Origin of the sequence: Metabacillus dongyingensis (genome assembly GCF_019933155.2) — a bacterium.
Taxonomy (GTDB): Bacteria; Bacillota; Bacilli; order Bacillales; family Bacillaceae; genus Bacillus_P; species Bacillus_P dongyingensis.
The window spans coordinates 4491952-4507102 of the sequence record NZ_CP082944.1 but is presented as its reverse complement, the minus strand read 5'-3'; the positions used below and the strand labels follow the sequence as shown (position 1 = coordinate 4507102).

The window sequence follows — 15151 nt, the reverse complement described above, 5'->3', positions numbered from 1 at the left end:
TGGTCTATCTGTGGTGGGACTATCAATAGTATCGGTAATTGCATATGCTCAATTGCTATACTACGATGCAATAATTGTAGATGAACTTGGTTTAGGAGGAGACGCAGTTACTACCTATATGTTCTTGGTAATTTTAATCCTTGGATTTGTTAACCCAATTACCTTTTATATAAGATGTAAAGTCATCGCAAATTAATCATCCGCAATAGGGGGCTTTTCTGTAACAAGTGATGCTTTTTCACATATGGAAGGTCGTTAAAAATATATATTAATAATTCTAACTACCTTGAGGTGAATAAATGGGGTACCGCTAGCAAAACGCGGATTTACAACGTTAAGGATATTCCAGCATTAAAAATCCCAATTTCTCATTTATATTACTGAGAGATTGGGATTTTATTCGAATTAACTTGAAACTGTTTTACTTAAAACAAGATGATCACAATAGACAGAATAAGCATAGCTAAAGCGTTAAGTGCCATTATCGGTTTATGCTTGGCTCTGACGAAGTGAGCGTGTATTGCACCAAGCATTAGAAAGGTAAATAGGACTCCTGAAAATTTTAAGAATTCCGGAATCCAAAATGCAATAACCAATCCAATCACACCGACTAGCTCTAACAAGGTAGTTACATTCATGAACCACATTGGATAACGATATTCATTCCAATGGTGAACCATTGATTTAGTACGTAACAATTTCATAGAAATTGACATTGCAAAGATACAGATTAAAATAATTTGAATGATTACGATTACTGAATCCACGTTGTTTCCCCCTTTAGTATAATAGATGTGTTGCATTACATAGAATGATAAGCTTTCTATTCCCCAAAAAATGTAGTTTAGACTACAATGATAGGAGAACTTCATGGATAAGATTAAATATTTATCGAGAATACAGCTGTTTAGTGAGTTGGAAATAGAAGAATTAAAAAAAATTGAACCTGTCACTCCCATGAAAGTCATAAAAAAAGGAACAATTATTACTTCTCCACACATGGATCAAAAGATCTTGTATTTAATCAAATCTGGTAATGTTCGTTTATATAAATTATCTGAAGGTGGGAAAGAGTTTACGATTGATATATTAGGAACTGGTCATGTATTTGGAGAGATTGGTTCATTTACAACAGGATCAGAAAATATGTACGCGGAAACATGGGAAGATTCCATTATTTGCACGATAGATAAAAATCAATTTGAAAAAATAATACATGATCGGCCTAGTGTTTCCTTGAAGTTTATCGAAATGGTATCAAACCGTTTAAAGGAAGTAGAGGAGCTATTGGAATATATGGCATACAGTAGTGTGCGAAAGCGCCTATTATTTTTATTGCATAAACTAGCAGTAAAGTTTGGGGGAGAATTGCCTAGTAGCAATCCGAAGGAGGTAGATTGGATTCAACTCGAAATTCCAATAACACATCATGAAATAGCAATGATGATAGGCAGTATTCGTGAAACAGTGACATCACTACTAAATGATTTGACTGAAGAAGGCATTGTTCGTAAGGTAGGGAACCGAAAACCGATTAAGATTCATTTTGCTCTTTTGAAAAGGGCATTAGAAGAGGAATGATAAAAATATTGGTTATTGTGCAGTTACGTCAACGGCTTTAGGATTTTAAAAAGTAGTCAGGGTTTTTATGTTTTTAAAAGGTGAATAGCATAAACAAAGCCTGGCGAAGTCTGCTGGATCCTCTTTTGGTTATGCGGTTCATAATGGCTCTGAATTTGCCAGATTCAAAGACACTTGGGTCAACTCCAGCGAACGCCACAAGTTTTTGGGGAGCACTGAATCGTTCAATTTCCCCAATTTCGGAGATAATCGTTGCAGCGCTTTTTCTCCAATGCCGGGAATTGATTGAATGATTTCATATTCTTCTACTTCTTTAGCGAGAGCATCTATTTCAGCTGCCAACTTTGATAGATGCTCTTTGTACTGAAGAAGCAGATCAATGTACATATGCAGGCTTAGAATATGGCTGTGGTAAAGGGCTTTCTGAAACGGATTTCGGATCGCAGCCTCTTTAAGCTGTGTGGCTTTTTCTTTCGCCCACTTTTTAGACCGGCTATTACATAATTCAGCTATAGTGCCCATCCGGCGGTCACACTAGATATGGATACAGCATTTAAATCCCTGAAAAAGTACTTAGATCTCGACATTGAATCTGTGGTTCGTTACCACGGAGGATTAAGTAAGGTAAATATAATGATCAGATTCAAAAAGTAATTTCATATTAAATTTTCAACTATCGGGCGCTTTTCTGAAATGGAAAGCGTCTTTCTTCATGAAAAGGGCCAGATTGTTGAATAAAAAAGAAGTTTTTTAACAGGGGTGTTTTGTTATATCTTTAATTCGAATTAAAGATATAACAAAATTTTATAGCGATCTTACTTTACATTCTTGTGATAAGATTGCATAGTAATTTACTATAAAGTATTCATATTGATAGGATATTCTTATCAGAAGGAGAGTGGGGATTGTGAGTGAAACCTGTGTTCCGACTGGCGTAGAACTAAAAAACACTGGTTTTGGATATACGTTATCCTTAATAGGTGGTAAATATAAAATGATTATTTTGTATTGGTTGTCTGAAAATAAGGTTATGAGATTCAATGAGCTGAAGCGATGTATTGGGACTATTTCCTTTAAAACACTAAGTGTTATGTTAAAACAGCTTGAGGAAGATGGTCTAATTATACGCAAAGAATTTCCCCAAATACCTCCAAAAGTTGAATATTCATTATCTGAACGTGGTTGTTCACTTATTCCATTGTTAGATATGATGTGCGATTGGGGAGAGAAAAATAATTTTCAAGCTCTAGAAAATGTAACAAAATAGGCATAGTAAAAAGGAAGTACCTTCTTGTTTAGGAGGTACTTCTTATTTTAACTTTTATAAAAGTTACCCATTACATATTATCAATGAAATTTAAATAATCTTGAGTGCTTTTTTCTATTTTACTTACAGATGGCTCAAATTCTGCTCCATAAAACGCAAAGAACGAACGATAATCTGCATTACAATAGATGGCTGTCGTCTCAAACGGACGCAGCACTTGTTCAAGTGTATAATGGTATCTTCCAGCTTCACTATAATCCACATTTTTGATCCCGGCAGATATCCCTAAAGCAACTTTTCGATTCTTTAATTTATCTCCTTTTGAACCATAAGCCCATCCATAAAGGAAAACATCATCCAGCCACTTTTTTAAGAGAGGAGGACAGTTGAACCAATATACAGGAAATTGGAAAACAAGGTTTCCGTGTTTTTCAACCAATTTTTGTTCTTTTTCCACATCTATGTTCTCATCAGGATAAACCTTATACAATTCGTGCACAGTATATTTTTCTGGATATTTTTTTAATTCTTCTACCCATCGCTTATTAACAACAGATGTTTCTAAGCTTGGGTGTGTTAGGATAACAAGAGTTTTCAATGTTTCTTCCTCCTTAAGCTGATTTCATTTTTATTGTAAAGCCCAAGCTGAAAATATGTAAGTACACACTTTTATTACAGGTACTTACATAAAGGTAAGTGTTAAATCAGTCATAAAAAATTTTTTCTATAAGGGAGGACCAGCGAACCTATTATCCGCAAAGTAGAATAGCTGCATTCTCAGGTCACCATACGTAATGTGAAAAGATCGTGTACTAAGTCATTATAATTATTCAAGAAAAGGGCGCGTTTGTGTAATAAGCTCCGTTTATTAGAAGAAAAACACCCTGGGTACCAATAAAAGTGCCGAATGGGTGCCAATATCGATATTATTTTATATTGTTGAGTGAATATTCTAGTAGGGAACAAACGTTTCGTTGTGTGTTTTAATTAAGGTTAGATTGTATGATGTTCTCATGTAAAACTCCACAATCTATGGGCGGCATGATGTAATAAAGTGATTTTAATCCCTTATATATCAGGGGGGTATACCACTTTAAATAACATTTCAATTAGAAATGCAAAAATCGAGGATGTATCCAAAAAATTGTATAACTTTTGTGAAGTACCCTTTTTCACTATTTTCTTATGGGTAACATCAGATAATCCATACAGATAATTATTAAGTTCAGTCACGGTTGTTATTAACTATTAGAGCGAGGACAAGGTGAAAGGTGAATTGATTAAGAAACAAGGTAATAAATCGAAGTTGTTAAATTACAAATGGTGTTAGTTGATTATATAGACAGCTTTTAAAAAAAGAAACATATAGTCCTTCTCTATTCCATTATAGGGCCATTTTGGCTGACCTTATAATACGATCGGGGGCGATTGCAGCATAATGCGATCGTCCTTACTTATCAAAAAGTTGGGTCAGAAAATGTCTAAGAAAGTGAGGTTGTTATGAGAGATAGAGCTTCTGCTGTTCTTATGGGGGTAGCGTCAGGAAAATGCGGATATACAAAGTTAAATAAACCGCATTGCACAGTTAACAGATTGTACAAGATGCAAAATAAAGTTCTTAAAGGGGTACCACCAACCATTTATCACATTTCCCACGCTAAGGATAAAACCTTTGATGAATAAGAGTGTTTCCCTTTAACGACCAGTGTTGTGGAACTTATTTTGTTTAAGCACTTGGGAGCTTAACGTTTTTCTGCGAAAATTGTGCTAAAACTGCTGTCAATGCCTTCGATAAACAAAGGTATAGCATAGACGATGTCCACTTCGGAAAAGTCGTGTTTTAAATTCATATCCTCAATAATCAATATAAAATGGCCATCCATCCGGCCTTTCCCTAGAATGATTTGATGAAAAAGGATGCCTTCATCCAACCTTTGTGCGGCTGAGGCGGAAGGGAAGTCAATGCCTATGGCGCGCAATGAATCAAATACCATTAAGTACTTAGCTGCAGATGCTGAAAAACCCGGGTTACGATTGCCGTAGCGAACCGGATCCGAATCGCGGATATTCCCGAATCCTGTACGTACAAGCAACAGATCTGAGCCAGCGATCTGGTTCGCAAAAGACTCCAGATCTTCTTTTGTGATCAGTTCATCATCCGTTTTGGGAATGTCGAGGATCGTCATACGGGTAAAGACAAAATAATCAATGGGCAGTTCGCTGAGCTTTTTACCTTGCGGATTGAAGTGCCACGGACCGTCAATGTGCGTGCCATTATGATTAATGGTCGTTATGAAAAATTGATTGAACAGATCGCCCTTTTGTATACTGAATTGTTGCCGGATCTCAACCGGGGGATTGTCTCTATACACTGGCGTATGCACGCTCAACGGATAGGACAGGACCAATCGCTTCATATTTCGTCGCTCTCCTTTTTCTAATATTTTTCTATAAATGCCGCTAAAAAACGCTTCGCCTGGCCTACGGCGGTATGAATCAGCTGTCAGGCAAAAAACAGGGCTTAGGACTATCATATTATTGAATCGTTTATTCGTGTTTGTTTATATTCAACCTTTGTTAATGATTACAAAAGGGGTACAATCTCAATGATCAGGTAATCTGACAATTAGGGGTATCGTCAGGAAAGTGCAGAGTTACAACGGTTAGATATTTGGTACAAGTCTTATAGGACATTATGAAGCCTAATTTAGAGGTGATTTGATTGTGTATCAATAGGTTTTACTCTATTGAGATTATGAAGGTTTACGTTAATATACCTTTGAGATATTCAAGTATCAGACAGATAGTGGTGGATAGTATTGAGAGATTTATTGATGATTTGGTTGGGGCAATCTATGATTTCTTTAAGTTTATTTTCACAAGTATATGTTACCTTCTCGATGGGATGCTAATTGTTGGAGTACCACATTATCTAATTGCATTGATATTTAATATGTTTAATTAACAGGGACTTTAGTAAAAAAACAAATCCCGACTTACCTATGAAATAAAGAGATAAGTCAGGATTTTTATTATTGAAGCTCTTAACGTTGTAAATCCGCATTTTCCTGACGCTACCCCTTTGATTATTAGTCCATTTTTAGTTGGTTCTATTTTGTTTTTCATCAGCTATTTTATAATATATTATTTTATTTATTGAATATTTTCCAGCAAATAGAATGAACTTGAATGCAACAATAAAAAAACTTATTCATAGTGTGTTATTTCATTACAGGGGGCGATTGCTTAACAAAGTGTCGCCTCTTCTTATTAAGGTAAAGGGCAGGATTATTGAAGAAAAGTACATAGGGTTATAGGGGGGGGGAAATCAATGAATAAATCTATTTTAAATCACGAAGATTTGCTTGAAATGTAGGATGGTTTTTTAAGAGAACCTAAAGAGTTTTGGGAGAATTTTTATAATGATAGGACTAAAGAAATTCCCTTTTTTATGATAAATGGTCCTGATGAAAATTTAGTAGAATACTTTGATAAAGGAGTTGCTCCCGACCGAGTATTAGAATTGGGTTGCGGACCTGGAAGAAACGCTATTTTTATGGCTAAAAACGGCTGCAAGGTTGATGCTTTGGATATTTCTGAAAAAGCAATCAACTGGCGAAGGAAAGAGCAGAGGAAGAGGAACTAAACATCAATTTCCATTGTAAGTCCTTATTTGATTTCAAGTTCAAACCAGATTCCTATGATTTTATATATGATTTTGGCTTATTCCATCATTTAGCACCGCATCGTGTTTGACTTATCTGGAATTGATAAAAAAAGCACTATAGAAAGATGGCCATTTCGGGATTGTTTGCTTTAATACAGATGGTGCTTTGGATACATCTGATTGGGAAGTTTATAAAGAAGGTAGTTTAAATAGAGGAATAGGCTATTCAGAAGAACGCTTCAAAGAAATATTTGCTAACGATTTTACTATAGTTGAATTTAGAAGAATGATTAAAATTAGTCAACCGGCTACGAAATTCGGGGAAGATTTTTTGTGGACCAGTTTGATGCAGATTAGAAAATGAAAAATGAATGTCTTCAAAAATCAGGGGCTATTGCAGCACAAAATGTTCATACCTTTTAGCCATTAGCAATGAAATATAGGAACGGGGAAATGAAATGCTTAAACGGAAATATGGTGACCACAGAGACTGGAAACGTGTAGTCAAGGGCCATATTCTTGAATAACAAAAGCAAGCATTACATCAATTTTTTTACATATAATTCCATGTTGACATTTGAATATAGGGAGGAAATATGTGTAATGATTAATGAAAAATTACAAAAGGATGTCATTGTTGTTGGTGGAGGACCAGCAGGTATGATGCTGGGCTTATTACTGGCTAAGGTTGGTGTTCAAGTAATCGTCTTGGAAAGCCACGATAATTTTGATCGTGAATACCGTGGAGAAGTGCTTCAGCCTCGTTTTATTCAATTGCTTAATCAATTGAAATTACGCGAGTATATCGAACAATTGCCTCATTCTAAGCTAAAGAAAGGTGCTTTTTATCATTATGATAAAAAGAAAGGTGACTTTGATTTTACTTCCATGATTGCAGAAGCACCTTATGCTCTCTGGATTCCTCAGCCTATTTTACTTCAAGCACTGTACAAAAAAGCAAAGGAATATCCAACGTTTGATATGATGTTTCATGCCCCGGTAAAAAAACTGCTCGAGAAGGATGGAACAGTAACAGGAGTGGTTGTTGATGGGGAAAATAAAGAGCTGCTTGAAATTCAGGCGAAAATAGTAGTCGGAGCTGATGGACGGTTTTCCACGATTCGTCGTTTAGGTGGTTTTGAATTAGAATATCAACATTATCCTGGTGATCTAATCTGGTTCAGTGTAAAACGGCCTTCTCATTGGGGAGAAGAATTACGATTTAAAATCACAGAGGGATACAGCTATATAACACTGCCGAAATACCCTAATTTACTTCAAGTAGGCATTGCTTTACCACGGGGTGAATGGAAAGAAACACAGCGTCAAGGGATAGAAAATTTTCGTCAGGAAATTATGCATGCTAACAAAGGATTTGATGAATTTGCTGAATCTTTGGTTGACTTTAAACCATTTGTACCGCTTCAAGCTAAAAATCATATGGTTAAAACGTGGGCAAAGAATGGCTGCATGCTGATCGGTGATGCTGCTCATTGTTCATCTCCTGTAGGAGCAATAGGAGTTTCTTTAGCAGTAACGACAGCAGTTGTGGCGGCTGATGTTATTTGGGATGCGCTACAAAAATGTGATGTCTCAGCTAAAGTTCTCTGTAGAGTCCAAGAAATTCGAAGTGAGGAGATTGAGGAAATTCACCAAATTCAAGAGCGAATGGGAAATTTGTTTTTTACTTCGTCAAAATTTGTGAAAGGGATCCGACCATACATCGTATCTGCTGCTTTCAAGACTCCCCTTTTTTCGATGATCCAGAAGAAGCTATTTGTCATGAAAAATCCTATAGGCATTAACCCTGCATTTATTTTCAATGAAGAATAATTTTGTTCTTGCTGTCTCAAGATTATCTTGATGATGAAAATAAAAATTGGCTGCAAAAAGCAATACAATCACAAGAGCCAGAACATAATTGGCTGCAATTATTAACATAATCTTGTTCAACAAACGGGCGCTTATCTGTAATAAGGTAAGTGTCCTTTTTAATGGAATAAAAGATTGAGTTAATCACCTGATTTTGAAATAATTGGTATTAAGCAATCGGGCAGTTTAATGGAATAAGTATTATCTTATAATTGGATAAAATGTATAATAAAGTAAGAGGTGACCCAATTGAGTATTATCCTCTTTGCTTTATTAAAGACTTGGGCAGGATTGTGGAATAAGAAACCTATAAAACTATATACAAGGAGGGTTAAAATGATTCCGACCTTAGAAACAGAAAGACTAATATTAAGAGAAATAAAGAAAGAGGATGCACCGGGGATTTTTGCTTGTTTTTCTAACAACGATGTCACACGTTTCTACGGGCAAGAAACATTGGAAAGTATTGAACAAGCAGAAAGTTTCGTGGATTTCTTCTCAAAAAACTATGCGGAAAAAAGAGGCATACGTTGGGGGATAGAAAGAAAAGAAACCAAAGGAATAATTGGAACCATCGGATTTAATGCTTGGTTGCCTAAACATAAACGAGCTGAAATTGGTTACGAAATACATCCAGAACACTGGAGAAATGGATACACTATGGAAGCATTATCAAAAGTTATATCATATGCATTCGAAGAACTAGATTTAACTCGCATAGGTGCAGTTGTATTTACTGAAAATGAAGCATCAAATAAATTATTAACAAAAGCAGGCTTTCAAAAAGAGGGAGTATTGAGAGACTATATGTATCAAAATGGGAATGCACACGACACATATGTTTATTCATTCCTTAGAAGGTAATATTACAAAGTGTCGCTTCTTCTTATTGAAGTAAAGGGCAGGATTGTGGAAGAGTGAGTATTTGTTTCTTTGCAACAATCGGGTCAGATTGTTGAAGTTCACTCACAAAGAAATGGTTATTTACTTTAAAACATAAAGGAGATTGTGGAGAGTAACGAAGCAAATTAATAAAAGGAGAACAAGAAGTTATCGGTACTTATAAGCAACTTGTTCTCTCTTTCTATTTCTTATTTTTTGTTGATGATAAAGTATCAGACAAGAAAAGAGCTAATCATCCATTACGGTTTTACTGGGACGCATATTTCGCAATAAGGGTTATTAATCAAATCACCAGTGTATCTTTCCAAGATGGATTTGTTATCAATTTGATATCCATAGCTTTGTATAGATGGAAAAATATCAGAGTATGCTTTTTGAATATCTGCTGCTGTATGTTTGACTTCGTAAATAAGGTATTTTCCACCAGAAAGTTCACTTTCGTAGATTGAATCATCCGTTTGAAAATCCTCTGAAATCACAATACAAGCATCAAACCTACAGCTTTCAGGAAGTGTTGTTCCAGGGTTATCTTGTGGAATTGCAAGTAGGATTGCCGATTTAAGAAGATTTTTCTCCCTAGCCCATTCTTTTAACTTCTCCATTACTTCAATATTTTCAGGACCATATTGACCAACTCGTCGTACATAAGCGATACGATAGTTTGGAAGTGTTTCGATTTTAAATTTCATAAATTCTTTCTTCCTTTCTTTGTTTATATTTGTTTAATACATTTTGAATGTAGCATGCTTTAAAAATATATACATTTTGTTTTTTAAAATTTTTGATAAATTGTCAAATAATGGTTTTATTTATTCTGCGAAAGGGTGCTTTAAATAACTATCAATCTTCAACAATCGGGGGCTATAATGGAATAACTTATTAACTCAGTTCAACAATGAACTGAGTTTTTGTATGCAAAAAAAGACACCGCTTAAAGCGGTGTGAATTAGTGTACCAATCCTATTGCTATTCCCGGTGCTAAATATTGTGTTTTCAGATTTTCTCTCCCAAAACGGAACCCCTTAATTTTAATTAGAGGTTTTAAGATCAGCCATTCGCTTTCAACAGTGGTTCACTGCTTTCATTCTTGTTTTTCAGGCTTGTTTTGTTACCATGCAGAGCGTAATAAACAGCTAGTCCACCCAAGATGAAAAATGAACTGAAGAAATACAGGGAACTAAATTCAATTTTTGTCGTGATGACACCTACAAGGAAGGAGCCAATACCGATACCGATATCAAAAATGGATAAGAAGGTAGCAGTGGCAAGTCCTCTTCTTTTAGGTTCCGCAGATTGAATGGCAATCGTTTGAAAGCTTGGAAACAATGTTCCCCAGCCTAAGCCTATAAGAGCTGCCGACAGTAAAAAGCTTAATGATGTATCTGCCATGCTTAGAAGCACCATGCCAGATGCAAAGCAAACAATCGCCGGATAAATGATGACATTTGCCCCGTATTGATCAAACCATCTTCCCGTGAAGGGCCGTGCAATTAGCATGACGATAGCATATACCACAAAGAAGTAGCTTGCTGCTTCAATTAAGCCAATTTCTTTCGCATATACCGAAACAAAAGAAAGAATAGAAGCGTAGACAAGGGCAAATAAACCGGCAACAAGAGCAATTGAAATGGCGGTTGGTTCAAATAGTCCCCTCAAGCCTTTGTTATCGATTGAAGGCACCACTTTGCTGCTTGTTTTTACAGGCTTTTGCAGCTTGATTATAAGACCGGAGAACAGAGAGAAAAAGGCAGTGAAGATACAGATGCTGAACATCACTGATGTCCCCCATTGTTCCATTGCAGTAAGTCCGAGAAACGGACCGATGACCATTGCAAGGTTCATTGACATCGCATAATAGCCCATTCCTTCCCCGCGCCTGGATTCTGGAATAATATCTGCAACAATCGCCCCTGCTGCTGTTGTAGCCATTCCAAATCCAATCCCATGAAAAAAGCGGAGAAGATACAACCCGTTCATTGTATTTGCAAAATAGTAGAGAAGTGATCCTAAAGCAAAGATAGAAAGAGAGGATATCAGCACAATCCTCTTTCCGTAGAGCTCAATCCACTTTCCTGCAAAAGGGCGGATGACAATCGCTGCCAGAAGAAAAATTGTCACGATCAGTCCAGCTTGTGATGGCTTGCCGTTTAAATTATGAAGAGAATAGATTGGCAGAGTAACAAGCAAATAGTAAAACGATAAAAACAGAAAAAAGCTGCTTAAAGATATAGAGAGAAAATCTTTGGTCCATAGTTTTTGTTCTTTCATACTATCATCCCCGTTCTGAATTTCTTATGTGCTGAAGCCACTGCTGGATGTATGTCCGGAGAGGATCTTGCATGTCATCAGGAATTGCTTTAAGTAAGTCATTCTCCATTTCTAATACGGATTTTTCCCATAGCGCATAATCATTTATTGCTTTATCTGTAAGCTTTATATGCTTTGTCCGTTTATCAGAACCTGGGATTTGAAGAACATACCCTTGCTTCACAAGTCTCTGAATCGTCCGGGTCATTGGCGGAGCTTCAATTGAGAGGTAGTCACAGAGCTCTGTCTGTGTAAGTATTCCATATTTTTTTAAGGTGAATAAAACGGTCCATTGTGCACTGAACAGGCCATGGGGCTGTAAAACCTCGTTCAGCCGTTTTGTAAGCTGCCTTGAAAGCTGCTGAATGGAGTGGAAAATATTCTGATCAATTTCTGACATATTATTTCTCCTCACAAATTAGTTACCTAGGTAATTATAACATAAAATTCTAGAAAAGTTACCTGGGTAACTATTGGGTAAATTTCTTTATAGAATTCATCAATTGTGAGAAAATGTAAAGGAGTTTAAAGGAGCGTGATCAGGCATGATTGTTATGCTCGTTGTTGTTTCTTTTATTTATGCCATGCTAGCTGTTATCTATACGGTTACTTTTATCGAGGCAATTGCTGAGCGAAAGCGATACAAGCTTCCGCATCTCCTGCATCTTATTTTGTGGTTCACAGGAGCGGCAGTGCTTAGCATATATCATGCAGGCACGCATCTGTACTGGATTATTTATTTGCTTGTCTCCATATCAATAGCTGCTGCATGCTATTCAGTCAGTTTTTTTCGGGGAAAACAGATTATTAATAAGACTGTGTTTCAATTAATTAAAATCAGACCATAAAAAAATCCTCAAGCAATCGCCTGAGGATTTTTCTTCTTTATACAAACATACTTAGCAATAAGATAAATACAAGTGCCGCAACTGAAATGATAGTCTCAAGAACTGTCCACGTTTGAAGCGTTTCTTTAACAGTCATCCCAAAATACTCTTTAATCATCCAGAAACCTGAATCATTTACGTGAGACAGAATGAGTGAGCCAGCGCCTGTTGCTAATACAAGAAGCTCAAGGTTTACACCCGGAATTACTGCTGCAATTGGAGCAACGATACCGGCTGCTGTCATCATGGAAACAGTGGCAGAACCAGTTGCAACACGAATCATCGCAGCAATTCCCCATGCAAGGAGAATCGGAGAAACATTCGATTCCTGCGCAAGCTGTGCAATGTAATCACCGATGCCCGAATCGAGAAGAACTTTATTAAACGCGCCGCCTGCACCGATAACTAACAGAATTGTAGCAGTAGGAGCCAAGCAGTCGTTTGTCAGTTTCAAGATCTTATCACGGTTCATGCCGCGGAAGAAGCCAAGACTGAAGAATGAGTATACAGTTGCAATTAATAGAGCAACTACAGGATCTCCAAGGAATCGGAAAACTTCAAATGCTGTGCTTTCTTTTGATAAAAACAGCTCTGCAATCGAAGCAGAAAGCATTAAGAAAACAGGGATTAAAACCGTGATAACAGTATTTAAAAAGCCAGGAAGCTCATTTTCACCTTTTTGTTCTGTCAGCTGATCCCCAATTTCCTTTGGAACAGTTTTGTGGATGCGTTTACCAATCCATTTACCGTATACAGGACCTGCTAAAATCGCAGTCGGAAGACCAACAATAATCGAGTAAAGAATCGTGATGCCTACGTCAGCTTTGAATATTCCAACAGCTGCCATTGCGGCTGGATGCGGAGGCACTAAGCCGTGCACAACAGATAAACCAGCTACAAGCGGAACCCCAAGACTGACTAAAGAAACTCCAGTACGGCGTGCAATTGTGAAAACCAGCGGGATTAAGAGAACGAACCCAACCTGGAAGAATACAGGTATCCCAACGATGAAAGCAACAAACATCATTGCCCAGTGAACATTTTTTTCTCCGAATTTTGCAATCAGAGTATTGGCAATGCGCTCGGCACCGCCTGATTCAGCCATCATTTTTCCAAGCATTGTACCTAATGCAAGAACGATTGCAAGAAACCCTAGCGTATTTCCCATGCCGGCTTTGATCGAATCAATGATGCCGGGCACCTCGGGATTAGTAGAAATAAGCGGCATTCCAGTCGCAAGACCAACGCCGATAGCGGTTACAATTAACGCGACAAAAGGATTCAGCTTTGCCACAGTTATGAGCAGTAGAAGCGCAACGATTGCTGCGAAGACGATGAGTAATAGCATTTATAAAATCCTTTCTTGTTTAAAGAATTTGAAAGCACTTTCAACTAGTGATTCCGATTATATGAAAAATATTTTTTAAAATCAATACATTTATGAAAAAATATTTTATTTTTCAAAGCCGGAAAAAAAGAGAACCGAGGCTCTCTTGTTAAATTATAGGAGTAAATATATACATTGATGTCTAGCTCCAGTGTCTGACTCTTTGGTCAGAGCTGCTCCGCAAAAAAAGTCTAATCAGGACTTTTCCGACGGATTCTTATCTGCCTTTCGGAGCTGATTAAGGCGCTTCCGCTTTTCTTATACGCGTGTTTCCGAAATTGCGTCACGAACTTTTTCCAATGATTTTTTTGCTTCATCTTTGTTTGAAATCATCATGTTTACATAAAGAGCATCAATCAGACTGAGCTGGCCAATTCTTGAAGCGAGCGCTTCTGACCGGTATTCTGTTTCCTCAGAGCTAGTAAAGAGAGTGACATCTGCATTTTGACCGATCGGTGATTTTGGAAATCCAGTAATGCCAATGGTTTTTGCCCCATTTTTTTTAGCCGTATTCATCACCTTAATTGTGTCTTTGTTCGTTCCTGAGTGAGAAATAACGACAGCAACATCACGGTTTGTCAGCTGGGAAGCCGACATCAGCTGAAAGTGCGAATCGATGAACGCATAGGCCGAAATGCCAGTACGTATAAACTTATGATAGGCATCCATAGCTATGATGGCCGACCCTCCCGTTCCATAAAAATTAACGTGATTGGCGTTTGTGAGAATGCCGGCAGCTTTTTTTATGGAAGTAAAATCCAATATCTGAAGTGTGTTTTCGAGTGTTCTGATATTCGAATGAAAAACTTTTTCAGCTACAGCCTTTTCATTGTCATTTTCATTAATTTCCTCAAGGATTTGCTGGATCGGACTCATGATTTCAGAGGCAAGCGCAATTTTCATGGCCTGGTATCCTTTAAAATCTATGCGCTTACAAAAACGGAAAACAGTCGCTTCTGCAACGCCAAGATTATCGGCTACTTCATTAATCGTGCTATGAATAATTTCTTTCGGGTTCTCCAAAATATAATTAGCAATCTTTTTTTCTTTTTCACTTAACCTTGCATAATGAGAACGAATACTTCCTAAACAGTTTTGCCCCATAGAATATGACCTCGCTTACATTTACTAAGAAAAGCCCAAGCGCCATGGTCAGGCGCTGCAGCTAGACATGAATACTGAATTCTTAATACTTTTTATCCTTCGAAAAAAGTATAGCACAAAAAGAATATGAAAAAAAATTTCTTGAAAACGATTGCAGAAGAAAAAAATTTTCGTAT

General features: G+C 37.0%; 14 protein-coding genes and 3 pseudogenes. 8 read left to right on the top strand and 9 right to left on the bottom strand.

From position 1 onward, the window contains the following. Positions 1–425: 425 nt before the first annotated feature. Positions 426–767, bottom strand: coding sequence for a DoxX family protein (locus K8L98_RS22350; protein ID WP_223438161.1), 342 nt, complete (start codon positions 765–767; stop codon positions 426–428). 103 nt (positions 768–870) lie between these two features. On the opposite strand from K8L98_RS22350, the gene K8L98_RS22345 reads away from it, so the two are divergent. Then, entirely contained in the window at positions 871–1581 is a 711-nt protein-coding gene (locus K8L98_RS22345) for a Crp/Fnr family transcriptional regulator (protein WP_223438160.1), read from the top strand. An 88-nt stretch (positions 1582–1669) separates the two neighbouring features. On the opposite strand, the pseudogene K8L98_RS22340 reads toward K8L98_RS22345, so the two are convergent. After that, positions 1670–2094, bottom strand: a pseudogene (locus K8L98_RS22340) (transposase); the annotation flags it as partial. Between the two features lie 6 nt (positions 2095–2100). Here K8L98_RS22340 and K8L98_RS22335 point away from each other — a divergent pair. Both K8L98_RS22335 and K8L98_RS22330 read left to right on the top strand, forming a co-directional pair. After that, positions 2101–2235, top strand: a pseudogene (locus tag K8L98_RS22335) (MBL fold metallo-hydrolase); the annotation flags it as partial. A 253-nt stretch (positions 2236–2488) separates the two neighbouring features. Beyond that, entirely contained in the window at positions 2489–2848 is a 360-nt protein-coding gene (locus tag K8L98_RS22330) for a winged helix-turn-helix transcriptional regulator (protein WP_223438159.1), read from the top strand. A gap of 70 nt (positions 2849–2918) precedes the next feature. Here the strand turns inward: K8L98_RS22330 and K8L98_RS22325 are convergent, their stop codons facing one another. Together K8L98_RS22325 and K8L98_RS22320 are read right to left on the bottom strand one after the other, a co-directional pair. Next, complete coding sequence (locus tag K8L98_RS22325; RefSeq protein ID WP_223438158.1) at positions 2919–3446, bottom strand: NAD(P)H-dependent oxidoreductase; 528 nt, start codon at positions 3444–3446, stop codon at positions 2919–2921. Positions 3447–4590: 1144 nt separating this feature from the next. Beyond that, the gene (locus K8L98_RS22320) at positions 4591–5265 is read right to left on the bottom strand and encodes a cyclase family protein (protein WP_223438157.1); all 675 of its coding nucleotides are present in this window, start codon (positions 5263–5265) and stop codon (positions 4591–4593) included. A gap of 1034 nt (positions 5266–6299) precedes the next feature. Between K8L98_RS22320 and K8L98_RS26745 the strand changes: the two are divergent. The 4 genes and pseudogenes from K8L98_RS26745 to K8L98_RS22305 all read left to right on the top strand — a co-directional run. Further along, a pseudogene (locus K8L98_RS26745) lies at positions 6300–6584 on the top strand (class I SAM-dependent methyltransferase); the annotation flags it as partial. A 97-nt stretch (positions 6585–6681) separates the two neighbouring features. Beyond that, positions 6682–6879, top strand: a complete 198-nt coding sequence (locus K8L98_RS26735; RefSeq protein WP_338036997.1) for a hypothetical protein — start codon at positions 6682–6684, stop codon at positions 6877–6879. Between the two features lie 239 nt (positions 6880–7118). Then, positions 7119–8348, top strand: coding sequence for an FAD-dependent monooxygenase (locus K8L98_RS22310; RefSeq protein ID WP_223438156.1), 1230 nt, complete (start codon positions 7119–7121; stop codon positions 8346–8348). Between the two features lie 375 nt (positions 8349–8723). Beyond that, on the top strand, positions 8724–9251 hold the full coding sequence (locus K8L98_RS22305; protein WP_223438155.1) for a GNAT family N-acetyltransferase: 528 nt from the start codon (positions 8724–8726) through the stop codon (positions 9249–9251). Between the two features lie 278 nt (positions 9252–9529). Here K8L98_RS22305 and K8L98_RS22300 read toward each other — a convergent pair whose 3' ends face one another. From K8L98_RS22300 to K8L98_RS22290, 3 genes are all read right to left on the bottom strand, one after another. Next, positions 9530–9979 carry an AraC family transcriptional regulator gene (locus K8L98_RS22300; RefSeq protein WP_223438154.1) on the bottom strand — a complete coding sequence of 150 codons (450 nt, stop codon included), beginning with the start codon at positions 9977–9979 and terminating at the stop codon, positions 9530–9532. A gap of 358 nt (positions 9980–10337) precedes the next feature. Then, positions 10338–11558, bottom strand: coding sequence for an MFS transporter (locus K8L98_RS22295; RefSeq protein WP_223438153.1), 1221 nt, complete (start codon positions 11556–11558; stop codon positions 10338–10340). Between the two features lie 4 nt (positions 11559–11562). Next, on the bottom strand, positions 11563–11997 hold the full coding sequence (locus K8L98_RS22290) for a MarR family winged helix-turn-helix transcriptional regulator (protein ID WP_223438152.1): 435 nt from the start codon (positions 11995–11997) through the stop codon (positions 11563–11565). Positions 11998–12142: 145 nt separating this feature from the next. Here K8L98_RS22290 and K8L98_RS22285 point away from each other — a divergent pair, with 145 nt between their 5' ends. After that, positions 12143–12445: a hypothetical protein gene (locus K8L98_RS22285; protein ID WP_223438151.1), complete on the top strand. Its 303-nt coding sequence runs from the start codon at positions 12143–12145 to the stop codon at positions 12443–12445. Positions 12446–12482: 37 nt separating this feature from the next. Here K8L98_RS22285 and K8L98_RS22280 read toward each other — a convergent pair whose 3' ends face one another. Both K8L98_RS22280 and K8L98_RS22275 read right to left on the bottom strand, forming a co-directional pair. Further along, positions 12483–13832 carry a GntP family permease gene (locus K8L98_RS22280; RefSeq protein ID WP_223438150.1) on the bottom strand — a complete coding sequence of 450 codons (1350 nt, stop codon included), beginning with the start codon at positions 13830–13832 and terminating at the stop codon, positions 12483–12485. Between the two features lie 297 nt (positions 13833–14129). Further along, positions 14130–14975 (bottom strand): MurR/RpiR family transcriptional regulator, encoded by an 846-nt coding sequence (locus tag K8L98_RS22275; RefSeq protein ID WP_223438149.1) that lies wholly within the window; start codon positions 14973–14975, stop codon positions 14130–14132. Positions 14976–15151: the final 176 nt, after the last annotated feature.